This is a genomic window from Xanthomonas sp. NCPPB 901 (genome assembly GCF_056725085.1).
The window spans coordinates 1,300,010-1,325,337 of record NZ_CM161511.1 but is presented as its reverse complement, the minus strand read 5'-3'; the positions used below and the strand labels follow the sequence as shown (position 1 = coordinate 1,325,337).

21 protein-coding genes are annotated in these 25,328 nt (G+C 72.3%); 4 read left to right on the top strand and 17 right to left on the bottom strand.

Going from position 1 to position 25,328, the window contains the following annotated elements; translation table 11 throughout:
* Positions 1 to 139: 139 nt before the first annotated feature.
* From AC1PME_RS05465 to AC1PME_RS05455, 3 genes are all read right to left on the bottom strand, one after another.
* Entirely contained in the window at positions 140 to 1,573 is a 1,434-nt protein-coding gene (locus AC1PME_RS05465; RefSeq protein ID WP_481097553.1) for a PepSY-associated TM helix domain-containing protein, read from the bottom strand.
* The gene (locus tag AC1PME_RS05460) at positions 1,573 to 3,627 is read right to left on the bottom strand and encodes a TonB-dependent receptor (protein WP_481097552.1); all 2,055 of its coding nucleotides are present in this window, start codon (positions 3,625 to 3,627) and stop codon (positions 1,573 to 1,575) included. The genes AC1PME_RS05465 and AC1PME_RS05460 overlap by 1 nt, the downstream gene beginning before the upstream one ends.
* A gap of 70 nt (positions 3,628 to 3,697) precedes the next feature.
* Complete coding sequence (locus tag AC1PME_RS05455) at positions 3,698 to 4,102, bottom strand: DUF2946 family protein (protein ID WP_481097551.1); 405 nt, start codon at positions 4,100 to 4,102, stop codon at positions 3,698 to 3,700.
* Between the two features lie 282 nt (positions 4,103 to 4,384).
* On the opposite strand from AC1PME_RS05455, the gene arsC reads away from it, so the two are divergent.
* Both arsC and AC1PME_RS05445 read left to right on the top strand, forming a co-directional pair.
* Positions 4,385 to 4,810 (top strand): arsenate reductase (glutaredoxin), encoded by a 426-nt coding sequence (gene arsC / locus AC1PME_RS05450; RefSeq protein WP_481097550.1) that lies wholly within the window; start codon positions 4,385 to 4,387, stop codon positions 4,808 to 4,810.
* Positions 4,811 to 4,946: 136 nt separating this feature from the next.
* Positions 4,947 to 6,146: a sensor histidine kinase gene (locus AC1PME_RS05445; RefSeq protein ID WP_481097549.1), complete on the top strand. Its 1,200-nt coding sequence runs from the start codon at positions 4,947 to 4,949 to the stop codon at positions 6,144 to 6,146.
* Positions 6,147 to 6,558: 412 nt separating this feature from the next.
* On the opposite strand, the gene AC1PME_RS05440 is transcribed toward AC1PME_RS05445, so the two are convergent.
* Both AC1PME_RS05440 and AC1PME_RS05435 read right to left on the bottom strand, forming a co-directional pair.
* A complete protein-coding gene (locus AC1PME_RS05440; RefSeq protein WP_254460644.1) occupies positions 6,559 to 7,146 on the bottom strand; it encodes a phospholipid scramblase family protein in 588 nt (195 codons plus the stop codon).
* A gap of 970 nt (positions 7,147 to 8,116) precedes the next feature.
* Complete coding sequence (locus tag AC1PME_RS05435) at positions 8,117 to 9,100, bottom strand: LysR family transcriptional regulator (RefSeq protein ID WP_481097548.1); 984 nt, start codon at positions 9,098 to 9,100, stop codon at positions 8,117 to 8,119.
* Between the two features lie 167 nt (positions 9,101 to 9,267).
* Here AC1PME_RS05435 and cobA point away from each other — a divergent pair, with 167 nt between their 5' ends.
* Both cobA and cysK read left to right on the top strand, forming a co-directional pair.
* A complete protein-coding gene (gene cobA, locus AC1PME_RS05430) occupies positions 9,268 to 10,464 on the top strand; it encodes a uroporphyrinogen-III C-methyltransferase (RefSeq protein ID WP_481097547.1) in 1,197 nt (398 codons plus the stop codon).
* 27 nt (positions 10,465 to 10,491) lie between these two features.
* Entirely contained in the window at positions 10,492 to 11,451 is a 960-nt protein-coding gene (gene cysK, locus AC1PME_RS05425) for a cysteine synthase A (RefSeq protein ID WP_481097546.1), read from the top strand.
* Positions 11,452 to 12,545: 1,094 nt separating this feature from the next.
* On the opposite strand, the gene xdhC is transcribed toward cysK, so the two are convergent.
* The 12 genes from xdhC to AC1PME_RS05365 form a co-directional block, all read right to left on the bottom strand.
* Positions 12,546 to 13,604, bottom strand: a complete 1,059-nt coding sequence (xdhC, locus tag AC1PME_RS05420; RefSeq protein ID WP_481097545.1) for a xanthine dehydrogenase accessory protein XdhC — start codon at positions 13,602 to 13,604, stop codon at positions 12,546 to 12,548.
* Positions 13,594 to 15,927 (bottom strand): xanthine dehydrogenase molybdopterin binding subunit, encoded by a 2,334-nt coding sequence (gene xdhB / locus AC1PME_RS05415; protein WP_481097544.1) that lies wholly within the window; start codon positions 15,925 to 15,927, stop codon positions 13,594 to 13,596. The genes xdhC and xdhB overlap by 11 nt, the downstream gene beginning before the upstream one ends.
* Positions 15,920 to 17,392 carry a xanthine dehydrogenase small subunit gene (gene xdhA, locus AC1PME_RS05410; RefSeq protein WP_481097543.1) on the bottom strand — a complete coding sequence of 491 codons (1,473 nt, stop codon included), beginning with the start codon at positions 17,390 to 17,392 and terminating at the stop codon, positions 15,920 to 15,922. The genes xdhB and xdhA overlap by 8 nt, the downstream gene beginning before the upstream one ends.
* A gap of 1 nt (position 17,393) precedes the next feature.
* On the bottom strand, positions 17,394 to 17,759 hold the full coding sequence (gene uraH, locus AC1PME_RS05405) for a hydroxyisourate hydrolase (protein ID WP_254460637.1): 366 nt from the start codon (positions 17,757 to 17,759) through the stop codon (positions 17,394 to 17,396).
* Positions 17,723 to 19,144, bottom strand: coding sequence for an FAD/NAD(P)-binding protein (locus tag AC1PME_RS05400; RefSeq protein WP_481098075.1), 1,422 nt, complete (start codon positions 19,142 to 19,144; stop codon positions 17,723 to 17,725). The genes uraH and AC1PME_RS05400 overlap by 37 nt, the downstream gene beginning before the upstream one ends.
* Before the next feature lie 17 nt (positions 19,145 to 19,161).
* Positions 19,162 to 19,653, bottom strand: a complete 492-nt coding sequence (gene uraD / locus AC1PME_RS05395; protein ID WP_481097542.1) for a 2-oxo-4-hydroxy-4-carboxy-5-ureidoimidazoline decarboxylase — start codon at positions 19,651 to 19,653, stop codon at positions 19,162 to 19,164.
* On the bottom strand, positions 19,650 to 20,030 hold the full coding sequence (gene hpxZ, locus AC1PME_RS05390; RefSeq protein ID WP_481097541.1) for an oxalurate catabolism protein HpxZ: 381 nt from the start codon (positions 20,028 to 20,030) through the stop codon (positions 19,650 to 19,652). The genes uraD and hpxZ overlap by 4 nt, the downstream gene beginning before the upstream one ends.
* Positions 20,027 to 20,917 (bottom strand): allantoinase PuuE, encoded by an 891-nt coding sequence (puuE, locus tag AC1PME_RS05385; protein ID WP_307549034.1) that lies wholly within the window; start codon positions 20,915 to 20,917, stop codon positions 20,027 to 20,029. Before puuE ends, hpxZ begins: the two co-directional genes overlap by 4 nt.
* On the bottom strand, positions 20,914 to 22,110 hold the full coding sequence (locus AC1PME_RS05380; RefSeq protein ID WP_481098074.1) for a pyridoxal-phosphate-dependent aminotransferase family protein: 1,197 nt from the start codon (positions 22,108 to 22,110) through the stop codon (positions 20,914 to 20,916). The genes puuE and AC1PME_RS05380 overlap by 4 nt, the downstream gene beginning before the upstream one ends.
* A 52-nt stretch (positions 22,111 to 22,162) precedes the next feature.
* The gene (locus AC1PME_RS05375) at positions 22,163 to 23,419 is read right to left on the bottom strand and encodes an allantoate amidohydrolase (RefSeq protein ID WP_481097540.1); all 1,257 of its coding nucleotides are present in this window, start codon (positions 23,417 to 23,419) and stop codon (positions 22,163 to 22,165) included.
* Between the two features lie 449 nt (positions 23,420 to 23,868).
* The gene (locus AC1PME_RS05370) at positions 23,869 to 24,783 is read right to left on the bottom strand and encodes a LysR family transcriptional regulator (protein WP_481097539.1); all 915 of its coding nucleotides are present in this window, start codon (positions 24,781 to 24,783) and stop codon (positions 23,869 to 23,871) included.
* A gap of 142 nt (positions 24,784 to 24,925) precedes the next feature.
* Positions 24,926 to 25,327, bottom strand: coding sequence for a tetratricopeptide repeat protein (locus tag AC1PME_RS05365; protein ID WP_481097538.1), 402 nt, complete (start codon positions 25,325 to 25,327; stop codon positions 24,926 to 24,928).
* Position 25,328: the final 1 nt, after the last annotated feature.

The window sequence follows — 25,328 nt, the reverse complement described above, 5'->3', positions numbered from 1 at the left end:
CCTGTGCAAGCCCTGACGCCAGCGCCGACCACGGGCCCCTCCGTGTGGGAGGGACTTCAGTCCCGACTGCAGCCAAGTCGGATGCACCGATGGCGTCGCTTATCGCCACAGAATCACAGTGAATTCCTGCACTGACGTCCTAAGCCCCCACCGCGGGCTCGCGCCGCAGCACCAGCATCCAGTCCAGCGCCAGCATCAACAGCAAGGACAGACCGACCAGCGGAAACAGCAGCCCGCCCAGCGCCAGCAGCGCGACCACGCCGCGCAGCGTGCGCCGGTCCGCCGGCAACGGCGGCACGCCGAGCCCGCCCTGCGGGCGCCGCTTCCACCACATCACCGCCGCGCTCACGCACAGCAGCACGATGCCCAGGCAGGCGCCGATCAGCACGAGCTGGTTGAGCACGCCGTACTCCTGGCCCAGGTGCACGTTGATGCCCCACTCCAGCGCCTTGGCCAGCGGGCCGTAGTCGGCGTAGCGCATGTCCAGCAGCACCTGGCCGCTGTATTGGTCCAGATGGATCACCCGCTGCTGCGCAAGGTCGGGCGGATACACCGAGGCGGTATAGACCCCGCGCGCGCCGCGCGGCAGCGCCACGCTGTAGCCCGGCGCGATGCCGCGCGCCGCAAACCGCGCCACCGCCGCATCCAGGCCGATCGCGCCCGCCGCCGGCGCGGCGTCCGGCATGTCGGCCATGCCGCCGTGTTCGCCGTGTTCGCCGTGGCCGTCGTGCGCCGCATGCGGGTCCGCGGCCGGTAGCGACGACTGCGGCAGGCGCGCCTGCCGCAACGACCACGCCGGCACTTCGCTGTCGCTCAGCCGCTGCGTCGACATCGGCACGTCCACCCGTAGCCCGGACGGATAGCCGTAGTGATGCCCATTGGCCAGGCGGTTGACCTGCGCGCCCCAGAACCACGACCACGGCATCCCGGTCAGCGCCAGGAACAGCAGCGCCGCGCCGACCACGCTGCCGGTGAGCGCATGCAGGTCGCGCCAGAACACGCGCTGCGCCGGCCGCCCGCGCACCGTGGTCACGCCGCCGCGACGCCCGCGCGGCCACCACAGGTACACCCCGGTCAGCACCAGCAGGATCGCCCAGCCGGCGGCGACCTCGATCAGCGCGTTGGCGAACCAGCCGACGTAGTCCAGGCTGTGCAGGCGGCGGATCGTCCAGGCTACGGTGCCGTGCTCGGGCAACTGGCCCAGCACCCGTGCGCGGTACGGATCCACGTACACGACCTCATGGCGACCGTCGGCGGTGACGATGGTCACTTCCGCCGAGGCATCGCGCCGCGGCGGCGTGGTGTAGCGCAGCGCCTGGCCCGGCTGCGCGGCCAGCGCCGCCTGCAGCAGCCGCTGCGGCGCCAGCGCCTGCGCGTGGTCCGGCACCGCCACGGTCTTCAGCGCGCGGTGGAAATAGCCGTCGATCGGCTGCTGGTAGACGAAGGCCGCGCCGGTCAGCGCCAGCCACACCAGCAGCGGCAGCACCAGCAGGCCGGCGTAGAAATGCCAGCGCCACACCGCGCGGTAGAAGCGTGCCGGCGCCGCAGTGGCAGCGAGGGTGTGCGTGGCCATCACCAGCCCCAGCTCAGCGTGGCGTACAGCGCGCGGCCGTCGCCGGGCGAGTAGCCGGAAGACCCGCTGTCGTACCAGGCGTAGACGTAGTGCCGGTCGGTCAGGTTCTTCAGTTGCAGCGACAGCGCGCGCTGCGCGCGCCATTGCCAGGTCGCACCGAGGTTGGCCAGCGCATAGCCGCCGTAGCGGCCCAGAGTGTTGCTGCGCTCCACGTAGTAGTCGCCCTGCGCATTGCCCCAGGCCGACAGCGTCAGCCGCGGCGTGGCCTGCCAGTCGACCCCGGCGGTGGCCAGGTAGTGCGGCACGTTCTCGATCTCCTTGCCGCGGGTGGCCGGCGCGCTCGGATCCGGGGTGACGATCAGCGCGCGTTGCCGGGAATAGGCCAGCCACAGCGTCCAGCGCTCATCCGGATGCAGGTTCAGTTGCGCATCCCAGCCGCGGCGCAAGGTCTTGCCGACGTTGCCGACCTCGCCGGTGCCGACGCTGCCGTTCACGCCGAGGATGGTGGCCACCTCGTCGGAGGCGCGCTGTTCCCAGTAGGCCAGGCGTGCGTCCCAGCGCTGTTGCGCGCCGGCGAACTTGAGGCCGGTCTCCCAGCCATCGTTGAACGACGGCGCCAGGTTGCGCGCCTGGGTGCGGTAGGCGCCGTTGCCGCTGCCGATCTGGAAGGTGCGGCCGATGTTGGCATACAGGCTGGCCTGCGCGGTCAGCGCATACACCGCGCTGAACTTGGGTTGGCGGATCGTGCCGTAGGCGCAGGTGGGATAGCGCGCGCCACTGGCGACGTCGCGGAACTGCCCGCCGACCCGATCCACCCGGTAGCCCGGGACCAGTTGCAGGCGCGCGGTCGGGCGCAGCACCGCCTGCACGTAGGCGCCTTCGGTGTGCAGGTCGAAGTCCCAGTCGCGCAGCGGCGCGGTGCGCACCCGCGCCACCGTGCGGTAGCGCTGCGAGACGTTGTCCTGCCACTGCGCGTCGACCCCGCCCTCCAGCGCGAAGGCGTCGGCGCGGGCCAGCGCCGGGCGCCAGCTGAGCCTGGCCAGCACGCCGCGCTGGCGCTCGTCGGTGTCGCGCTCCTGCTGCGCGCCGGCGGCGGTGAAGCGCACCCAGCGCTGATTGTCGTAGCGGTTCCAATACGCCTTGGCGCTGCCCTGCACGCTGTCGGCCAGCCGCGCATCCAGATGCAGCGACACCTGCGTGGTGTGGCGCTGGCTGCGATCGTCGCGCGCGTAATCGGGGGAGCTGCGCGGTGCGCGCTGCGCCGTGGCGTAGTCCAGGTACCCCGCCTCCAGCGCCGTGTTGCGGTAGTCGCGCGCGCTGAGCCCGGCGCGCCAGCGCCCGTCCGGATCGGTATAGAACCACTTGCCGGAGAACGCATGCTTGCGCGCGTCGGCATGGTCGCGGTAGCCGTCGCTGTCGCGCCAGGCGGCGAAGTAGTTCTGGCTCCAGGCGCCGCGTTCGATGCCCTGCGTCGCCTGCACCTCGCGGGTGCCGAAGCTGCCGACGGTGACGCTGGCGCGGCCGTCGTTGCCGCCGCTGCGGGTCAGCACGTCGACGTCGCCGGCGATCGCGTTCAGGCCGTAGCGCGGGTCGTTGGTGCCGCGCACGATCTCGATCGCGGCGATGTCCAGCGGGAACACCGCATCCAGGTACGGCATGGCGCCGGCGTTGTCGTTGCTGGGCACGCCGTCGATCAGCAGCTTGACCGCATTGACCCGGCCTTCGCCGTTGAAGCCACGGAAGGAAAAACGCCCGGCGTCGGTACCCATCTTGAACTGCGTCACCTGCACGCCGGGCGCGCGCATCAACAGTTCCCAGCTGTAGTCCACGTGCTGGTCCTGCAGCAGATCGCCGCCGAGGATGTCGACGGAACTGAACACGCTGCGCGCGCTGGAACCGACGGCGAGCGGCGAGGTGGCCTGGACCTTGCCCAGGGTCAGTACGGAATCGCCGGCGGCACCCGGGGGCGCATCGGCGGCATGGACGGGCGCGGCCGCTGCGACACACACGCAGCAGCACGCCGCCACGGGCGGCATGGCAGGAAAACGGATCATGGTGGTGGAACTCCATCGGCACGAGGACATGCCGCAGCGGCGCCGCGGCACGGAAACGACAACCCGTGGATCAGGAGCGCAGCGGTGGCCCGCGTGCCGGGTGTGCACGGCGCGGGATGGCCGAGACGACGCGGGAACGCAGCGCCGCCACCGGCGCCGGCGGACACCGCCAGGGCAGCAGCGCCAGCAACAGCGCCACCCATGGCAGCAGCCGCGCGGCGAGCAGGCAGTAATCGCAGGCCGGCGCGTGCGCCAGGCCGGCATCGTCGTGGTGTCCGCCATGCGTCGCCAGCGCGGCGCCGGCCAGCCCCGAAAGGCGCAGGCCGCCGCCGCTGCACAGCGCCTGATCCTGCAATCCCGCCGCTGCAGCCTGCGCCTGCCGCCACTGGCTGATCGGCGGCGCCAGCAACAACAGGCCGAGCGCCAGCGCGGCGAGCGCGGCCCAGAGCGATGACGGCTGGCGGAGACGGAACATCCGCGCATTCTAGAGTGTGCGACGCGGCGCGCGGCGCGTCCCCGGCCGCCGCAAGGCACGGCGCCAGGTGCCAGCCCGCTGGGCACGCGCGCCGCGCGATCCAGGACGGCGGGCGCGGGGCGACGTGCAGCCGATGAGCGGAAGTGCGCCGCCCAGGCGCTGCACGCCCGGCGCGACCCTGGCTTGTGCGCAGGCCGCGGATACCGAACCATGGGCGGCCACGCGGCCGGCGATGCCCGCCACCGCGATGCACCGCCCTCTTTTCCTTCGACGACCGCCCCGATGCCCACCATCACCCTCTACCACAACCCCGCCTGCGGCACCTCGCGCAACGTGCTGGGGCTGATCCGCAACAGCGGCGTCGAGCCCACCGTGATCGAGTACCTGAAGACGCCGCCGGACCGCGCCACCCTGCAGGCGCTGGCGGCGGCCAGCGGGCTGCCGCTGCGCGCGTTGATCCGGCAGAAGGGCACGCCGTATGCCGAGCTGGGACTGGACGACCCGACGCTGGGCGAGGACGCGTTGCTGGACGCCATGCTGCAGCATCCGATCCTGCTCAACCGGCCGATCGTGGTCACGCCGCTGGGCACGCGCCTGTGCCGGCCGTCGGAAACCGTGCTGGACATCCTGCCGTCGCCGCAGCGCGGCGCCTTCGCCAAGGAAGACGGCACGCCCTTGGTCGACGCCCAGGGCCGCTTGGTCGGCTGAACCGCGGCGCGGCCTGCCGCCGCGTCGGGTTCGCTAAGCGCGGGTGCAACCCACGCGAGCGCGGCGTGAACGCGGCGTCGGCAAAAACCGTGACAGTTGCCATAAACTGCGCGCCTTCCTGCCCGAGTCGCGCTGCATGTCCACTGCCGAACCCGCCGCCGACCCGGTCTACTGCGCGGCCAAGCCACGCAACGAAGCGCTGCGCCTGGACGCGCTGCACAGCTACGCGATCCTGGACACGCCGCGCGAGCCGGCGTTCGACGACATCACCCGGCTGGCGGCGCTGATCTGCCAGGCGCCGATCGCGGTGGTCAACCTGATCGACAGCGAGCGCCAGTGGTTCAAGAGCGAGATCGGGCTGGGCATGCGCGAAACCCCGCTAGCCACCTCGCTGTGCGCGCACGCCCTGCTCGAGGACGACCTGCTGCTGGTGCCGGACACCCGCGAGGACCCGCGCTTCGCCCACAACCCGCTGGTCACCGGCGACATGCGCCTGCACTTCTACGCCGGCGCGCTACTGAAGACCTCCGACGGCCTGGCTCTGGGCACGGTGTGCGTGCTCGACCGGCGCCCGCGCCAGCTCAGCTACGAGCAGATCGAAGCGCTGCGCGCGCTGGCGCGGCAGGCGATGGGCCAACTGGAACTGCGCAAGGCGCTGTACCTGGCGCAGGAGTCCAACCACTACCGCACCCGCCTGATGGCCATCGCCGGCCACGACCTGAAGACACCGCTGCGCACCGCGTCCTACGCGCTGAGCAAGCTGCAGCGCCAGCACGACGCCGCGCCGGATGGCCCGCTGGAGACCGCACGCGTCGCCCTGAACCAGGTCGCCAGCGGGCTCGACCAGCTCGCCACCAACGCCGCCGCCGGCGAACTGCGCCTGCCGGCGCTGCAGAACCTGGCCCTGGCCGACGTGCTGGCGCCGATCCTGGCGACCTGGCAGCCGCAGGCCGTGGCCAAGGGCGTGCAGCTGCGCAGCGTGGCGACCTCCCTGCGCGTGCGCAGCAGCGCGCCCTTGCTGTCCACGTTGCTCGGCAATCTGCTCGGCAACGCGGTCAAGTACACCGCGCAGGGCAAGGTGCTGATCGGCTGCCGGCGCCGTGGCGACCGCGTGGCGGTGGAGATCATCGACCGCGGCATCGGCATGGACGAAGACGGCTTGCGCACGCTGTTCCAGGCCTTCCAACAGGCCGACCCGCGCAGCGACGGCCTCGGCCTGGGCCTGTGGATCGTGCGCCGCGCCGCCGAGACCCTGGGCTGCAGCGTCGAAGTGCGCAGCCAGCCGGGCCAGGGCACCCGCTTCAGCGTGCTGCTGCCGGCGGCAGCGGACGCCTGAGCCGGGCGGCCGCGGCCGCCCGACCCTCATCCGCCCCTTCGGGGCAGCTTCTCCCGGGGGGAGAAGGGAGCGTCGCCGGCACAGCGGCGGCGGCAGGGGAGCGCGCCGTAAGCCAGCAGAGGCGATGCGCTACAGGCAGGCCGGTCGCGGCTGAAGCCGCCCCTACCGGGCAACCAGTGAAGTACCGGAGTCTTCCTGCAGCCTGCAGTCGGGACTGAAGTCCCTCCCACAACATCCCCTCCCGCTCAGCGTGAGGAGCCGGGTTGCAGCAGCCGCAGGAATCCAGCTTTTGCGATTCCCCAATCCCGACTCCCTACTCCCGGCTTCACCGCGATTCCCCAATCCCGATTCCCCATTCCCGGCTTCACCGCGATTCCCCATTCCCGATTCCCCAATCCCGGCTTCACCCCCATCACTCCTTCAACACCATATCGATACACAGCACCGCCGCCATGATCAGGATCCGCCGCGGATCCTCGGCCGGCACGCTGTCGGCGATCGCCAGCATGTAGTTGTCGGCACTGGTGAACAGCTCCTTGCCCAGCCCGGCCCACTTCTTGGCCACCTGCGCCAGTTCGCGCTCGCCCTGCACGAAGCGGAAATCCCAGCTGGTCCACTTGCCGCGCAGGGTGCACACCGGCGCGCCCTGGGCATCGAGCACATCGAACTTGCCGCCGATGGAGAAGAACTTCTGGCTGAAGGAGCCCACGCGCCGATCGTGCTCGTCCAGCACCTCGACCGTGGACAGGAACAGCGAGAATCCGCGCTTGACCGTCAGCACCTTCTGTCCGTCCGGGGTGCGCACTTCCACATGGAACGGGGTCATGCGCTTGTAGTCGCTGAAACGAAAGATCCTGGTGAACACGCCCAGGTTCGGCTCGCGGCATTCCAGCAGCTTGCGGTTGCTGTGCGGGTCGAACACGTCGTAGTTGTTGGCGGCCTTGAACATGCCGACCTGTTCCTTGACGAAGAACAGGTTGTGCTGGAGAACAGGATGCATCGGGCGTCCTTGCGTTGGGAAAGTCGACACGCGCGAGGCACCGGCCGCAGCGACGGCGCATGGCCGGCAGCCGCCGGCACGTCCAGGGGCGCGGTCTGCCGGGTGGCAGAGCGGGCCGCATGATAGGGGGCGACTGCGGCGACGGCAACGCACGCGGTCCTGCCGCGCCAAGCGGCCACGTCGCTGCGTGGTCTTCCTTCCAGCATCCAGTACAGGCCGCGCAGTCGTTGCCCACGCGTCCTTTGCTCGAACGCCTGCCTGAAGCCAATCGGCTCATCAATCGCGGCGCGCCACTGTCGCGATTCCCCAATCCCGATTCCCGACTCCCAGCTTTATCGCGCTGCGCGCCTTAGCCAGCGATGGTCCGGTGGGCCGCGCCAAGCGGCCACATCGCTGGGTGGTCTTCCTTCCAGCATCCAGTACAGGCCGCGCAGTCGTTACCCATGCGTCTTTTGCTCGGACACCTGTCCGAAGCCGATCGGCGCATCGAGCACGGAACGCCGCTGTCGCGATTCCCCAATCCCGATTCCCGACTCCCAGCTTTATCGCGCTGCGCGCCTTAGCCAGCGATGGTCCGGTGAGCCGCGCCAAGCGGCCACATCGCTGCGTGGTCTTCCTTCCAGCATCCAGTACAGGCCGCGGTGTCGTTGCCCACGCGTCTTTTGTTCCGACATCTGCCTGAAGCCGATCGGCGCATCGAGCACGGCGCGCCGCTGTCGCGATTCCCCAATCCCGATTCCCGATTCCCGACTCCCGGCTTTATCGCGCTGCGCGCCTTAGCCAGCGATGGTCTGCTCAGTCGCGCCAAGCGGCCACGTCGCTGCGAGGTCTTCGTTCCAGCATCCAGCCCAGGCCGCAGCGTCGTTGCCCGTACGTCTTTTGCCCGGACGTCTGCCCGAAGCCAATCGGCTCATCGCTCACGGGGCGCCGCTGTCGCGATTCCCCAATCCCGATTCCCGACTCCCAGCTTCTAACTGGTAATGGTCTGGGTCAACGCCTCCCAACTCGGCGGCGCCGGCCAGTCCGGCTGCTGGTTGCCTTCCATCACCCGGCGCAGGTCGCGGGTGTCGATCTGCGGCGCCAGCACGTGCACCAGTTCCAGCGCGTAGTCGCGCAGCACCCGGTCGCGCGGCAACACCGCCCAGGCGATGCATTCGGGAATCTCCGGCGGCGCCGGCCAGGCGCGCAGGTCGGTGTCGTTGGCGCTGACCGCCATTTCCGCGAGCAGGCCCACGCCCAGCCCGGTGCGCACGTAGGTCTTGATCAGGTCCGCGTCCAGCGCGGTCAGCGCGATCCGCGGCTCCAGCCCGAGCCGGCCGAAGGCGCGCTGCAGCGAGGAGCCGGCGCGGGTCGAGGATTCGTAGCTGATCAGCGGCTGCGCCGCCAGCGCGGCCATGTCCGGTACCCGCTTGGACACGTCCAGCGCATGCCCGCGCGGCACCAGCACCAGCCGCCGCCAGCGGTACAGCGGCACGGCGATGCCGGCGGCCGGCGCGCTGCCGGCGGTGCTGACGATGGCGATGTCGGCATCGCCCTGGCTGAGCAGGTCCAGCGCCGCGCTCTCGGCGGCCTGCTGCAGGTGCACGCTGACCTGCGGGTAGGCCTGCTTGATCTGCGCCACCGCCGGCGGCAGCACGAAGCGCGCCTGGGTGTGGGTGGTGGTCAGGGTCAGCTGGCCCTGGCTCTCGCGGCGCTGGTTGGCCGCGTAGGTGCGGATGTTGTTGGCCTCGGCCAGCACCGCCCGCGCGCGTTCGATGACCTCGCGCCCGGCCGGCGTCACCGTCTCCAGGCTGCGGCCTTTGCGCACGAACAGCAGAAAGCCCAGTTCGTCCTCCAGCTGCTTGAGCTGCTTGGACAGCCCTGGCTGGGTGGCATGCACGCGCGCCGCCGCCAGGGTGATGTTCAGATCGGCATCGGCAATGGCGACGAGGTAGCGGAGTTGGGTCAGCGTCATCGGGACGAGGGCGAGGCGCCGCCTGGCGGGACGCTCGACTGTAGTGGAATTCGGCCTTCCACCTTATAACCGAAAGCTATCTGCCTTGGGCATGAAGTCATTTCCTGGGGCTATGAGCCGGCGCTACGGTCGTCGCTCCGCCCTTCCCCGCGTTGCGAGCCGCCCCTGTGAGCCCTGCCCCGATTGCCCTGTATCCGGACCTGCGCGACCGGGCCGTATTGGTGATCGGCGGCGGTGCGGCCGCCGAGCGCCAGGTGCAGGCGCTACTGGCCGCCGGTGCGGTGCCGCGGGTGGCGGCCCCGACCCTGACCCCGGCCTTACACGCGCTGGCCGCGCAGGGCCGGCTGGCCTGGCTGCGCGATGCGTTCGACAGCGCTTGGCTGGAGAGCGTGTGGTTCCTGTTCGCCGCCAGCGAGGATCCGGCGGCCAACCGGCAGGCGCTGCAGGCCGCCGCCACCCGGCGGGTATTGGCGCAGGCCGTGCCGGCCGAGCCGGCATCCGCGGTCGCGCCCCCCGATGATGCCGGCGAGACCGCCGCGGGCCAGGCGCTGCCGCTGCGCCCCGGCAGCGTGACCCTGGTCGGCGCCGGCCCCGGCGATCCCGGCCTGCTCACCGGCCACGCGCTGCAGGCCCTGCGCCAGGCCGACGTGGTCCTGCACGACCGCCTAGTCAGCGCCGCGATCCTGCAGTTGCTGCCGGCCGGCACCGAGCGCATCGCCGTCGGCAAGTCGGCCGATGGCCACAGCGTGGCCCAGGACCGGATCCATGCCCTGCTGCTGGAGCACGCGCGGCGCGGGCGCCGGGTGGTGCGGCTGAAGGGCGGCGACCCGTTCGTGTTCGGCCGCGGCGGCGAGGAACTGGAATACCTGCGCGCCCACGACGTCGACTACGCCGTGGTGCCCGGCATCACCGCGGCGCTGGCCTGCGCCGCCTATGCCGGCATCCCGCTGACCCATCGCGACCACGCGCAATCGCTGCGCCTGGTCACCGCGCACTGCAAGGCCTCGCTGGACACCCTGGACTGGGCCGCGCTGGCGCAGGAGCGACAGACCCTGGCGGTGTACATGGGCGTGGCCGGCCTGGACACGGTGCGCACGCGCCTGCTCGCCGCCGGCCGTGCCGCCAGCACACCGTTCGCGCTGGTGGAGAACGGCTCGCGCGCGGAACAGCGGGTGGTGCTCGGCACCCTCGCCGACCTGCCCGACACCGCCCACGCGCATGCGGTACGTGCGCCGGCGCTGCTGATCCTCGGCGAGGTGGCCGCGCTGGCCGACACCCTGCACTGGTTCGGCGCCGCGCCGCTGCGCGCGCCGTCCTCACCTTCCCCGACGCCGGCGGCGCCTACCCTGGCCCACGCCGCCTGACCCGCCTTCTTCCCGGAGACATTGCGCATGGCCATCTACGACAACATCCTCGACACCATCGGCCACACCCCGATCGTCAAGCTGCAGCGCCTGGCCCCGGCGCACGTGGACCTGTACGTCAAGGTCGAGGCTTTCAATCCCGGCGGCTCGGTCAAGGACCGCCTCGCGCTGGCGATCGTGCTCGACGCCGAGGCGCGCGGCCTGCTCAAGCCCGGCGACACCATCGTCGAAGCGACCTCCGGCAACACCGGCGTGGCCCTGGCGATGGTTGCCGCCGCGCGCGGCTACAAGTTCGTGGCGACGATGGTGGAGACCTTCTCGATCGAGCGCCGCAAGCTGATGCGCGCCTACGGCGCCAAGGTCATCCTGACCCCGGCTGCCGAGCGCGGCAGCGGCATGGTGCGCAAGGCCGAGGAACTGGCCAAGCAGCACGGCTGGTTCCTGGCCCGGCAGTTCGCCAACCCGGCCAATCCGGCCTACCACCGCAGCACCACCGCCGCGGAGATCCTGCGCGATTTCGCCGGCCGCCGGCTCGACCATTTCGTCAGCGGCTGGGGCACCGGCGGCACCCTCACCGGCGTCGGCGAAGTGCTGCGCCTGGCCCGCCCGGAGGTGCGCATCACCGCCACCGAGCCGGCTGGCGCGGCCCTGCTGCAGGGCCAGGAGTGGAAGCCGCACAAGATCCAGGGCTGGACCCCGGACTTCGTGCCCGAGGTGCTCAACCGCGAGGTCTACGACGAAGTGCTGAGCGTGGAGGACACCGACGCCATCACGGTGTCGCGCCGCCTCGCCGCCGAGGAAGGCATCTTCACCGGCATCTCCGGCGGCGGCACCGTGGCCACCGCCCTGCGCGTGGCCGAGACCGCCGCGCCTGGCGCGGTGATCCTGGCGATGCTGCCGGACACCGGCGAGCGTTATTTCTCCACGCCGCTGTTCGCCGACATCAACGAAGGCAGCGACGACGACTGGCTGGCCGGCCTGCCGTAAGCGTCGTCGTGGCGACGCGGGGATGCAGCCGCGTCGTCACGCCATGGCGGCACGTCAGCCGGGTGCACGACAAGGGAGCTTCGGCCCGACCCATCGCGCCGTCGGAAAGCACTGCGCTGCGTTCGTCGCGGCTGAAGCCGCTCCTACAGGGACTTGCGGCGAGCTTGCCGGGTGCATTGTGGGAGGGACTTCAGTCCCGACGCAGTGCGCCATCGGTGAGCGCACCGCTTCGCTCGTCGCGGCTGAAGCCGCTCCCACAGGGACTTGCGGCGAGCTGGCTGAGGCACTGTGGGAGGGACTTCAGTCCCGACGCAGTGCGCCATCGGAAAGCGGACCGCTTCGCTCGTCGCGGCTGAAGCCGCTCCCACAGGGGCTTGCGGCGAGCTGGCTGGGGCACTGTGGGAGGGACTTCAGTCCCGACGCAGTGCGCCATCGGCGAGCGCACCGCTTCGCTCGTCGCGGCTGAAGCCGCTCCCACAGGGACTTGCGACGAGCTGCCTGAGGCACTGTGGGAGGGACTTCAGTCCCGACGCAGTACGCCATCGGCGAGCGCACCGCTTCGCTCGTCGCGGCTGAAGCCGCTCCCACAGGGACTTGCGACGAGCTGCCTGAGGCACTGTGGGAGGGACTTCAGTCCCGACGCAGTGCGCCATCGGCGAGCGGACCGCTTCGCTCGTCGCGGCTGAAGCCGCTCCCACAGGGACTTGCGGCGAGCTGGCTGGGGCACTGTGGGAGGGCCTTCAGTCCCGACGCAGTACGTCATCGGCGAGCGCACCGCTTCGCTCGTCGCGGCTGAAGCCGCTCCCACAGGGGCTTGCGGCGAGCTGCCTGGGGCACTGAGGGAGGGACTTCAGTCCCGGCGCAGTGCGCCAAGTGCGCCATCGGTGAGCGCACCGCTTCGCTCGTCGCGGCTGAAGCCGCTCCCACAGGGGCTTGCGGCGAGCTGGCTGGGGCACTGTGGGAGGGACTTCAGTCCCGACGCAGTGCGCCATCGGTGAGCACACCGCTTCGCTCGCCAACGCTAAAGCCACTCCCACTCCATTCGTCGCGACTGATCGCCCCGGGCCGCGCAGCGACGCTTCCACAGTGCGATGTCATCGCGCAGCGAGCGCGGATTGCAGTGGCAGCGACGTGGCGTCCTCCGCCAGCGGACGCTGCGCGTCCAGTGCCGATGCGCGCAGCAACAGCTGCGCGGCCACCGCCACCGCGATCACCGCCGGGGCCTTGCCCTCAATCCCCGGCAGGCCGATCGGACAGGTCAGCCGCGCCTGTGCGGCCTCGCCCAGGCCGTCGTGGCGCAGCCGCGACAGGAAGCGCGCGCGCTTGGACGCCGAGCCGATCAGGCCGACGAAACCGGCACGGCCGGCCAGCGCCGCGGCGGTGAGCCGGTAGTCCAGGGCATGGTCGTGGGTCAGGATCAGCAGCATCGCCTCGGCCGGTGCGCTGCGGGCACGCGCAAGCAAGGCAGCGTCATCCAAGTGCGCGGCGCCGGCGGCGGCGGCCAGTTCCGCGCGCGAATCGACCCAGTCCAGCGCGAACGGCAACCCGTGCAGCGCACGCGCGATGGCGATGCCGACGTGGCCGGCGCCGAACAGCAGCAGCGGCGTGCGCCGCGGGCCGATCGCCTGCCGCAACAGGGTCCCGGCGGTGGGCGCCGGCGCACGCAGCGACAGCGCCTGCGGCGGCGCGTCGTCGATGGCGTGCGCGATGCCGTCCGCCTGCAAGCGGGTCGACAACGTGCGCCCCAGCGTCGCCTGCCGCAGCCAGTCGCTGCGCGCCGGATCCAGCCGCTCCAGCAACAGGCGCACGCGGCCGCCGCAGCACTGGCCGAGCAGATCGTCGGCCGCGGCGTGCGTGGCGCAGTCGCGGCAACTGCCGCTGCAACGCGCCGCGCGCGCCGGCGCCGCCGCACCCAGCGTGTAGTCCTGCACCTGCCAGCTGCCCGGCGGCTGCGCCAGCAGGTCGCGCGCCAGCGCGCAGGCGCGCCATTCGAGCACGCCGCCGCCGATGGTGCCGATGCTGCCATCGGCGCTCACCAGCATGCGCGTGCCGGCCTCGCGCGGGGTCGAGCCGGCCGTGGCCAGCACCGTGACCAGCGCGGCCGGGCCTCGCGCCAGCGCCGCTTCGGCATGCAGGCTCCAGTCAGCGCGCATCGGCCGCACGCCTTGCGATCGCGGCCAGGATCCGCTCCGGCGTGGCCGGCGCGTCCAGGGCCGGCACGCCGGCGCCCGGTGCCGCCGCGGCCACCGCCTGGGTCAGCGCCGAGAACACCGAGATCGCCAGCATCAGCGGCGGCTCGCCGACCGCCTTGGAGCGATGGATGCTCGGCTCCTGGTTGCGCCCGGCCTGCCACAGGCGGATGTCCATCCGCGCCGGGCGGTCGCCGGCGGTGGGGATCTTGTAGGTCGAGGGCGCATGGGTCAGCAGCCGGCCATCCGCGTCGTAGACCAGTTCCTCGGTGGTCAGCCAACCCATGCCCTGGACGAAACCGCCCTCGATCTGGCCCAGGTCGATCGCCGGGTTCAGCGAGCGGCCGACGTCGTGCAGCACGTCCACCGCCAGCACCTTGTGCTCGCCGGTCAGCGTGTCGATCACCACTTCGCTCAGCGCCGCGCCATAGGCGAAGTAGTAGAACGGGCGACCACGGTGGCTGGCGCGGTCGTAGTGGATCTTCGGCGTGGCGTAGTAGCCGCTGGCGGCCAGCGAGATGCGCGCCATGTGCGCCTGCCGGCACAGCGCGCCGAAGTCCAGCTCGAAGCGACCGGCCACGACCTTGCCGTCGGCGAAGCGCACCTGCGCCGGCGCCACGCCGCCGCGCTCGGCGGCCAGCGTGGCCAGCCGCGCGCGGATCTCGCTGGCCGCGTTGTAGGCGGCCATGCCGTTGAGGTCGGTGCCCGAGGACGCCGCGGTGGCCGAGGTGTTGGGCACCTTGTCGGTGCGCGTGGCGGTGATGCGCACGCGCGCGGTGTCGATGCCGAACACGTCGGCGACGATCTGCGCGACCTTGATCATCAGCCCCTGGCCCATCTCGGTGCCGCCGTGGTTGAGCTGTACCGAGCCGTCGGCATAGACCAGCACCAGCGCGCCGGCCTGGTTGAGATGGGTGGTGGTGAAGCTGATGCCGAATTTCACCGGGGTCAGCGCCAGACCCTTCTTCAGCACCCGGTGGCGCGCGTTGAACGCCGCCACCGCCGCCTGCCGCGCGGGGTAGTCGGCGCGCGCGGCCAGTTCCTCGATCAGCGCCGGCGCGACGTTGTCCTCCACGGTCATGCCGTACGGGGTGACGTTTCGGTGCGGCGCCGCGTACAGGTTCGCCAGGCGCACCTCCAGCGCATCGCGACCCAGTGCCGCGGCGACCGCGTCCAGCACGCGCTCGATCGCCAGCATGCCCTGCGGCCCGCCGAAGCCGCGGAACGCGGTGTTGGACACGGTGTGGGTGCGCAAGCGGTGCGAGACGATCTCCACCACCGGCAGCCAGTAGCAGTTGTCGGCATGGAACATCGCGCGGTCGTTGATCGCCAGCGACAGGTCGGTGGTGGCGCCGCAGCGCGAGGCCAGCTCCAGGCGCAGCGCCAGGATACGACCGTCGTCGTCGAAGCCGACCTGGTAGTCGACCTGGAAGTCGTGGCGCTTGCCGGTGATGCGCATGTCGTCGTCGCGGTCGTAGCGCAGCTTGGCCGGGCGGCCGGTCAGCGCGGCGACCAGCGCGCAGGCCGCCGCCGGCGCCGCCGCCTGGGTCTCCTTGCCGCCGAACGCACCGCCCATGCGCCGCACTTCCACGGTCACGTCGGCGCTGTCCAGGCCGAGCAGCGCCGCGATCAGGTGCTGCACCTCGCTCGGATGCTGGGTCGAGGACAGCACGTGCAGCTGGCCCTGTTCGCCGGGCAGGGCCACGGCGATCTGGCCTTCCAGGTAGAAATGCTCCTGCCCGCCGATCTCCAGCGCGCCGCTGCAGCGCCGCGGCGCCGCGGCCAGGGCCGCATCGACGTCGCCGCCGCGGGCCATGCGCTGCGCCGGCTCCAGCACCGCGCCGGCCGCGCGCGCCGCGGCGATGCTCAGCAGCGCCGGCAGCGGCGCGTACTCGACCCGCGCCAGGCGCGCCGCGCGCCGCGCCGCGGCATGGCTGTCGGCGGCGACCACGAACAGCGGCTGGCCGTGGTAGAGCACCGTGTCGCGGGCGAACAGCGGATCGTCGTGCGCGACCGGGGCGACATTGTTCTCGCCGGGAATGTCGGCGGCGGCGAACACCGCCACCACGCCCGGCGCCGCGCGCACCGGCGCCAGGTCCAGGCGCAGCAGCCGCGCATGCGGGTGGTCGCTCAGGCCGAACGCCAGGTGCAGCAGGCCGGGCGGTTCGGGCAGGTCGTCGATGTAGCGCGCCTGCCCGCTGACGTGCGCCGGCGCGCTGTCGTGGCGCAGCGCGCGGTGCACCTGCGAGGACGCGGCGGCGGTAGCGGCGGTCGGACCGTCAGCCATCGGCCAGCTCCAGCACCGACAGCGGCTCGTGCGGATGCGCGTGGCCGATCCACAGCCGCCGCAGCAGGTTCGCCGCGACCGCCAGGCGGTACCCGGCCGAACCACGCACATCGCTGAGCGGTTGGAAGTCCTGCGCCAATGCCGCGGCGGCGGCCTCGACCGTGGCCGCGTTCCATGGCTGCCCGAGCAGGGCCTGCTCGGCACCGCGCGCGCGTTGCGGCGTGCCGGCCATACCGCCGAAGGCGATGCGTGCCTGGCGCACCGTGCCGTCGCCGATGCGCAGCGCGAACGCGCCGCAGACCGCGGAGATGTCGCTGTCGAAGCGCTTGCTCAGCTTGTCCACGCGGTACAGCAGGTCCGCGGGCGGCCGCGGCACGTCCACGTGCTCGACGAACTCGCCCGGCTGCAGCGCCTGGCGGCCGTAGGCCAGGAAGAAGTCCTCCAGCGGCAACGTGCGCCGCACATCGCCGCGGCGCAGGGTCAGGCAGGCGCCGAGCGCGATCAGCGCCGGCGGCATGTCGCCGATCGGCGAGCCGTTGGCGATGTTGCCGCCGATGGTGCCGGCATTGCGCACCTGGGTCCCGCCGATGCGCCGCAGCAGCTCGCCCAGCGCCGGGTGCAGCGCCGCCAGCGCGGCCTGCGCCTCGCTGTAGCGCACGCAGGCGCCGATGCGCAGCCCGTCCGCCGTGTCCTGCAGCCGGCGCAGCTCGGGGATGTCGCCGATGAACACCACGTCCTCGAGCACGCGCTGCTGCTTGGTCACCCACAGGCCGACGTCGGTCGCGCCGGCGACCAGGCGCGCGTCGGGCCGCTGCAGCAGCAAGGCGGCAAGCGCGTCGGCGCTGCGTGGCGTGGTGGCGCGGCGCGCGCCCCCGATGGCGGCATCGGCCTGGGGCTGCGCCAGCGCAGCGGTGCGGCGCAGCGCGCGCAGGCCGGCCAGCGTGGCCGCATCGTCGCGCGACGCCGGCGGCACCGCCGCGCCGGCGTCCAGGATCGGGCCATAGCCGGTGCAGCGGCAAAGGTTGCCGGCGAGTACGTCGGCCACGGCCGCCTGGCCGGTGCCCAGCGCGCCGATGCTGCGCGCGTACAGCGACATCACGAAGCCGGGCGTGCAGAAGCCGCACTGCGAACCGTGGCGCTGCACCAGTTCCTGCTGCACGGCATGCAGTGCGCCGCCGACCGCCAGGCTTTCCACCGTCAGCAGCGCTTTGCCGTCGAGCATCGGCACGAACAGGATGCAGGCATTGAGCGCGCGCCAGCGCACCTGCTCGCCAGCATCGGCGCCATCGCCATCGGCCAGTTCGCCGACCAGGACCGTGCACGCGCCGCAATCGCCTTCGGCGCAGCCTTCCTTGCTGCCGGTGCGGCCGAGCCGGTAGCGCAGCAGGTCGAGCACGCTGGCGGTCGGGTCGCCCGCCTCGAGTTCCATCACCTGTCCATCGAGCAGGAAGCGCACCGTGTCCATCTCAGCTGCCCCGGTAGGTGGAGTAGCCGAACGGCGAGACCAGCAGCGGCACGTGGCAGTGCCCCGTCTCGGCCAGGCCGAAGGCGATCGGCACCACGTCCAGGAACGGCGGCTCGGGCAAGGCCACGCCGCCGCCGCGGAAGTAGTCGGCCACGGCGAATTCCAAGCGATAGCGCCCCGCCGCCAGGGTCAGCGCGCGCAGCGCCGGACAGCGGCCGTCGGCATCGGTGACGTCCTCATGCAGCAACGCCTCGCCGGCAAACAGGCGCAGCGCCACGCCGGCGGCGGGCAGCCCGCGGCTCAGGTCCAGCACATGGGTCGACAGGCTGCTCATCCGACGGATTCCTCCAGGTGCGGCATCGGCCATTGGCCGACGAATTCGGGTTCGGCGTAGTCCATGTACGCGGCGAGCATCGCCTCGCGCTCGTCCAGGAACAGTTGGTCGGCGACCGCCTTCACCAGCCGCGGCAACGCGTGCTTGAGCCCGGACAGCGCCGCCGCCGACAGGCCCAGGCTCAGCAGCGCCGAGTAGTTGAACGCGAACAGGCCGTGCAGCGCCGCCGCGTGCGCCGGCGTGCGCGGCAGCAACTCGAAGCCCGGCCCCAGGTAGGGATGCGCGTCGAGCAGCGGCAGTTCCTGTCCCGGCGGCGGGCGGTAGCGGTCGCGCCAGCGCGCGATGCCGTCGGCCACCGCCGCCAGTTCCGGGCGCAACGCCGGGTCGGTGACCAGGCCGGTGGACAGCACCACGAAGTCGAACGGCAGGCGCCCGTGCGGCGTGGTCACCAGCACCCCGTCGGCGGTCTCGGCCACGTCCTGCCACGGGCTGCCCAGGTGCAGGTGGAAATTGGGCCAGGCCGCGGCGCGTTCGAAGGTGTCGTTGGTCGGCGGCTGGTTGCGGCGGAAGAAGCTGGCCATCATCGCGTACTTGTCGGCATCCGCCAGCGCGGCGAAGCGCGGGATGATGCCGCTGCGTTCCATGTGCCGGATCGGATTGACCCGCGGCAGCGCGTTGCGGCGCACGAACACGTGCACCTCGCCGACGCCGGCGGCCAGCGCGTGCTGGGCGTTGTCGAAGGCCGAGGCGCCGCCGCCGAGGATGCCGATGCGGCGCCCGGCCAGCGCCGCGTAGTCGATCGCCTCGGAGGTGTGCGCGTAGCGCGCGCGGGTCAGCTTGCCGGCCACCAGCGACGGCACGTGCCATTGCCCGCCGCCCTGGATGCCGGTGGCCAGCACCACCTTGCGCGCCAGCAGCGTGTCGCCGCCGTCCAGGTGCAGGCGTTGCAGGCGCTGCGTCGGCAGCGGTTCGATGCGCAGCAGCCGCGCCTGGTTGCGCACCGGCAGGCCGAGCACCTGGCGGTACCAGCGCAGGTAGTCCATCCAGTCCGCGCGCGGGATCTTGCCCAGCGCGTCCCAGGCCGCGGCGCCGTGGAGGGCTTCCCAGTAGGCGCGGAAGGTCAGCGACGGCATGCCGAAGTCCAGCGCGCTCAGTTCCTTGGGCGTGCGCAGGGTGACCATCCGCGCGTAGGTGACCCACGGCCCTTCCTGGCCGGCGGGATTCTCGTCGATCACCAACAGGTTGGAGATGCGCTCGCGCAGCAGGCCGAAGGCCGCGCCCAGCCCGCTCTGGCCGCCGCCGACGATGACCACGTCGTAGACGTGCTCGCCATCGTGCGGCTGCGCGCGGGTCCAGTCGGGCCCGCCGTGGCCGAGCCACTGCAGCTCGCGCGCGACCTGCGCCGACAGCGCCTGCAGCCCGTCTGCGGCGGCGCTCACGACAGCGCCTCCAGGCGCAGCCGCGCGATCTTGCCGATCTCGTCGAGGGCGGTGGCGATCTCGGCCTCGCGCGTATTCGCCAGCCGCGCCTGCATCGCGGCGAGGATGCCGGCCTTGTCGGTCAGGCGCACGCAGACCACGAACGGAAAGTCGAAGCGCGCGCGGTAGGCGGCGTTGAGCGCGTGGAACCGGGCGAACTCCTCGGCGGTCAGGCGGTCCAGCCCGGCCTGCGCCTGCTCGGCGGCCGAGGCGGTGGTCAGGTTGCCGTCGATCGCGGCCTTGCCGGCCAGTTCCGGATGCGCGCGGACCAGCGCCAGCTGCTCCTCGGCGCTGGCCGCGTGCAGCACCTGCAGCAGGCCGGCATGCAGGTCGGCGAACGGACGCCGCGCCGCGGCGCGCTGCACCACCCAGGGCGAATGCTCGAACAGCGCATGCAGGCGCGCGACGAACTCCGCCTCGGGCAGCGCATTCCAGTCGACGCCGCTCATGCGTGGTCCCCCTGCAGCGACACGTGCGCCGACACCACCTTCCAGCCATCGGCGAAGCGCACCCAGCTCTGGCTCTGGCGGCCGCGGCGCGGACTGCCGTCGCGCTGGAACTCGGCATCGGCGGTGGCGAAGTCGCGCCCGTAGGCGACGATCTGCACGCGCAACAGCCGCCGTTGCGGCGAGCCGCCGCGGCTACGGCGGAACGCGCGGATCGCGTCGGCGCCGTACAAGGCCTCGCCGACGCCGTAGCGCACCGTGGTCGGCGCATCGTGGAACAGCTGGTCCAGCGCGGCGACGTCGTCGTCCATCAGCGCGCGTTCGTAGGCGGCGAACGCCGCCTGCACTTCGGCCAGCACCTCGGGCGCGTTGAGGATCATGCCGGGTGCACCCGCTGCCAGTGGCGGGCGATGTCGATGCGCCGCGCGATCCAGGCCTGGCCGCTGGCCAGGACGTGGTCGACGAAGCGGGCCAGCGCCAGGGCGCGCGCCGGGCGCCCGGCGATGCGCCCATGCAGGCCCACCGACATCATCCGCCCACCCTCGGCGCGTAACTGCTCGAAGCTATCGCGCAGGTAGCGGAAGAACGGTTCGCCGTCGGCGAAGCCGTTATAGGCGACGAACTTCATGTCGTTAGCGTCCAGCGTGTACGGCACCACCAGCTGCGCGCGGCCGTGGCGGCGGTCGTAGTACGGCAGGTCGTCGGCATAGCTGTCGGCGTCGTAGACGAAACCGCCCTCCTCGGCCACCAGCCGCGCGGTGTTGGGACTGGTGCGCCCCTGGTACCAGCCCAGCGGGCGCGCACCGGTGACCTGCGTGTGCAAGGCGATCGCCGCGGCGATGTGCGCACGCTCGGTCGCCTCCGGCACCTGCTGGTAGTCGATCCAGCGCAGGCCGTGGCTGGCGATCTCCCAGTCGGCGTCGCGCATCGCCTGCACCGCCGCGGGATTGGCCGCCAGCGCCTGCGCCACGCCGAACACCGTGACCGGCACGCCGCGTGCGGCGAACAGCCGCTGCAGCCGCCAGAAGCCGGCGCGGCTGCCGTACTCGTACAGGCTCTCCATCGCCATCGCGCGCGCACCGGCATGGCTGTGCGCGCCGACCATTTCCGACAGGAACGCCTCGGAGCCGGCATCGCCGTTGAGCACGCTGTTCTCGGCGCCTTCCTCGTAGTTGAGCACGAACTGCAGCGCCACCCGCGCGCCGCCCGGCCACTGCGGATCCGGCGGCTGCGCGCCATAGCCGACCAGGTCGCGCGCCGCGCTCATTGCCGCGCTCCGTCGGCGTGCCAGGCGGCCAGCGCCGCTTCCACCGCGGCGCCCGCCGCGCAGGCGTGGCCTTCGGCGCGCAGCACAGCCTCCAGCGCGCCCAGGGTGATCAGCACCTTGTGCTTCATCGCGTTGTAGCCCATCGCGCCGATCCGCCACAGCTTGCCCTGCAGCGGTCCGAACGCGGTGCCGATCTCGATCTCGAAATCCTCGCGCAGGCGCCGCCGCACCGCCTCGCCGTCGATGCCGGGCGGAATCACCACGCCGGTGACGTTGGCCATGCGGTAGCGGTCGTCGCCGAACACCTGCAGCCCCAGCGCGCGCACGCCGGCGGCGACCGCGCGGCCGGCCGCGGCGTGCCGCGCGAAGCGCGCCGGCAGGCCTTCCTGCAGCGCCACGCGTGCGCACTCGCGCGCCGCGTACAGCATGCTGGTGGCCTCGGTGTGGTGGTTCAGGCGCTTGTCGGACCAGTAGTCCATCACCATCGCCAGGTCGAAGTAGTTCGAGCCGATGCGCACGCCGCGGCCGTTGGCGATGTCGTCGCGGACGATGCCGCGCTCGACGTGGCGGCGCGCGAAGATCGCCTCGGCGGCCTGCGCGGAGACGGTGATCGGCGCCGAGCCGGACGGCCCGCCCAGGCACTTCTGCAGGCCGCCGGTGACCACATCCACGCCCCAGGCGTCGCTGGCGATCGGCATGCCGCCGATGGTCGCGGTGGCATCGACGTAGGACAGCGCGCCGGCGGCGCGGCACAGCGCGCCGAGGCCGTCCAGCGGCTGCGCCATCGTGGTCGAGGTGTCGCCGTGCACGCAGGCCACCAGCTTCGGCGCGAAGCGCTCGATCGCGTCGGCCACCGCCGCCATCGGCACCACCTCGCCCCACGGCGCCTCCACGGTCTCCACCACCGCGCCGATGCGGCCGAGGATCTCGCCCAGCAGCAGGCCGAAGCGGCCGAAGTTCAGCACCAGCACGCGCTCGCCCGGCGCCACCAGCGACACCAGCGCCGCCTCGATGCCGGCGCGCGCGGTGCCGTCGACCAGGAAGGTCCAGCGGTTCTCGGTGCCGAACAGCGGCCGGTACAGCGCCATCACCTGGTTCATGTAGCCGGTCATTTCCGGATCGAACTGGCCGAGCAGGTCCGCGGACATTGCGCGCAGCACGCGCGGATGCGCATTGACCGGGCCCGGGCCCATCAGCAGGCGTTGCGGCGGATCGATCTCGCCGAACAGGTCGGCGGGCAGCGGTTCAACGGACAAGGGTGTCTCCCAGGGAATCGAGGAAATGCAGCATCGCCGCCACCGCCAGGTCGGCATCGGCGGGATCCACGCGTTCGGCGGGGTGGTGGCTGACGCCGCCGGCGCAGCGCAGGAACAGCATCGCGGTCGGGCACAGCGCGGCCATCACCATCGCGTCGTGGCCGGCCCCGGACACCAGCCGCCGCGGTGCGATGCCCTGCGCGGCGATCGCCGTTTCCAGCGCCGCGACCAGGCGCGGAGCGCAGGGACTGGCCGGCAGGTCCTGCACGCACTGCAGGTCCAACTGCACGCCGCGCGCGGCGGCGATCGCGTGCAGGCGCTGCGCGATCGCGGCGGCCGCGGCATCGCGCGCGGCGTCGGTGCCGGCGCGCACGTCGATCGAGAACTCGACCCGCCCCGGCACCACGTTGACCGCGCCCGGCGCCACCTGCAGGCGCCCGACCGTGGCCACCAGGTCCGCCGGCCCGCTGCGCGCCACCTGCTCCACCGCCAGCACGCACTCGGCGGCGGCGGCCAGCGCATCGGCGCGCAGGTCCATGCGCGTGGTGCCGGCATGGCCGGCGCGGCCGCGCAGCAGCGCGCGGTAGCGCCGCTGCGCGGCGATGCCGCTGACCGCCCCCAACGCCAGCCCCTCGGCCTCCAGCACCGGCCCTTGTTCGATATGCGCTTCCAGGTAGGCCAGTACCTCCTGCGGCGCGCGCGCCGCACGCGGCAGCAGCGCGATGTCCAGGCCCCAGGCGGCCAGCGCCTCGGCCAGGGCGATGCCGTCGCCGTCGTGCACCTGCAAGGCCGCCGGATCCAGCGTGCCGGCCACCGCGCGACTGCTCAGCATCGACGCCGGGAAGCGCGAGCCCTCTTCGTCGCCGAAGCCGATCACCTCGATCGCGAACGGCAGCCGCCGGCCCTGCGCATGCAGCGCGGCCACGCATTCGATGCCGAGCATGACCCCGAGCGGGCCGTCGTAGCGGCCGGCGTCGCGCACGCTGTCCAGGTGGCTGCCGATCAGCAGCGCCGGCGCGTTCGCGACGGCGCCTTCGTAGCGGCCGAGCAGGTTGCCGGCCGGGTCGATGCGGGGGTGCAGGCCGGCCTCGCCCATCCACGCCGCCACCGCCGCCACGGTGGCGCGATGCGCCGGGCTGAGCCAGCCGCGGAACAGGCCGTCGGCGGTGTCGCTGTAGGGCGCCACGCCGAGCGCGTCGCAGCGCGCGACCGCGCGCAGGCCTGGCGTCGAGGCCGGCATCAGCATGGCCGCTGCCGGCTCAGCCGCGGCGGCCCGGGCGGGCGCGATGGGGATGGGGGTGGCGCATGGCGGGTCTCGCTTCGGGACAAACGGCAAGGCACTGGGGCCGGTCGGACGGGCGCGGCTTGGGATGCCGCGCGAACGCCCAGAAGTCCTTCCAAATCAATCGCTTGACAGAAGAATCCAGGCCTCGACCGGGGTTCACCGCACTATACGAACCCGCTCCGATGCACCGCAAACACCGTTTTCGCGGGCAGCCATTGCAAAAAATGCAACGCGATCCCCGCACACGTCCCATTTCGTACGCGACGCCGCGCGCGCCCACACGCGACGCCCGGTCGGAGGCTGGACCGGGCACGGCATCTCGACAGGGGCGACGGCGGTCGGCGTCGGCCGCATCCAGAAAGGGCGACGAACACGGCCTCGCGGCAGCCGCGCGACCGGCCGGCCCGCCGCTAGCGCGGCTCCAGGATCGCTTCCACGCGCGGCGCCAGCGCCTTGAGCATGGTCTGCGCGGCCCGGGACAGTTGCCGCTGCGGCGCCACGCACAGCGCCAGCGTCATCGGCCTGGCCAGGCCTTCGCGCAAGGGCACGAACGCCAGGCGCCCCTCGGCCAGGTCGGCGAGCACGTCCAGTTGCGACAGCAGGCCCACGCCGACGCCCTGGCGCACCAGCGCGCGCAGCGTGCGCACGTCGTTGCAGCGGATGCAGCGGCGCGTGTCGATGTGCTGGCGCTGGTACACCGCCTTGGCGTGTTCGTTGACGATCAGCGGCGCCGCCGGCAGCAGCAGGCGATGCTCGCCGAGCAGGTCGTTCAACTGCAGGCTGGCCCTGCCGCTGAGCGGATGCCCGACCGGCATGCACAGGCCCAGCGGGATCTCGGCGAAGGCGACCACCTCCAGGTCGATGCCGCTGACCGGATCCAGCAGCAAGCCGAAATCCACCTCCGCCGCGACCACCTTGTCGGCCACCTTCTGGTTGTCCTCGGTCTGCAGGCTGAAGGTCAGGCCCGGGTGCTCGTCGATCAGGTGCGCCAGCGCATCGACCACGATGCCCTCGCTCAACGCATCGATCATCGCGATCTCGACGTGGCCGCGGCGCAGCCCCTTCAGTTCGTCGAACAGCTCCAGCGTGCGCTGGTAGCCCTTCTCCCAGCGCCGCATGTCCACCAGCAGCAGTTCGCCGGCGCTGGTCAGGCGCAGGCCGCCCGGCAAGCGCTCGAACAGCTGCACGCCCAGTTCCTGCTCGGCCTTGAGGATCTGCCGGTCGATCGCCGACGCCGACACGTGCAGCGCCTCGGAGGCGCGGCGGATGCTGCGCCAATGCGCCACTTCCATGAAATAGCGGGTGAAGCGGGAGAAGGTCAGCATGGCGGCTCGAAGGTCCTAGGTGCCCAATACGCGGCGCGGACGCGGCGGCGTCGCGCCAGGGCCATGGTACGGAAGCGCTGCCGCCGGCGTGGCGTGCGCGGTACCGCGACGCAGGCGCGGATGGCCTGGCGCGCGGCGCGCGTCAGTGCGCATGGGCATCGAAATAGGCTTCCCAGGTCGCCGCCGATCCCGCCCGCGTGGCCGCTTGCCGGAACCACTGCATCGCCTGCTCGCCTGCGCCGCTGTTGAGCAGCGCGACGCCGAGATTGAAGTAGGTGTGGCGGTCGTCCGAGCGCAGCCGCACGGCACGCTGCAGGACCTCGACGGCCGCGTCGTACTGCCCCAGGTCGCACCGCACCGCGCCCAGGCCGGTGAGCAGCGCGACCTGGTCCGGCGCCGCCGCCAGCGCGGCCAGCAGCAGCGCTTCGGCCTGCGCCAGGGGCGCGGCCCCGCCCTGCGGATCGGTCATCGCCGCCGCCACCAGCGCCCTGGCGCGCACCAGGGCGTCGCGGCCGTGCTGCCCGCCGGCGCAGTCCGCAGGCAAC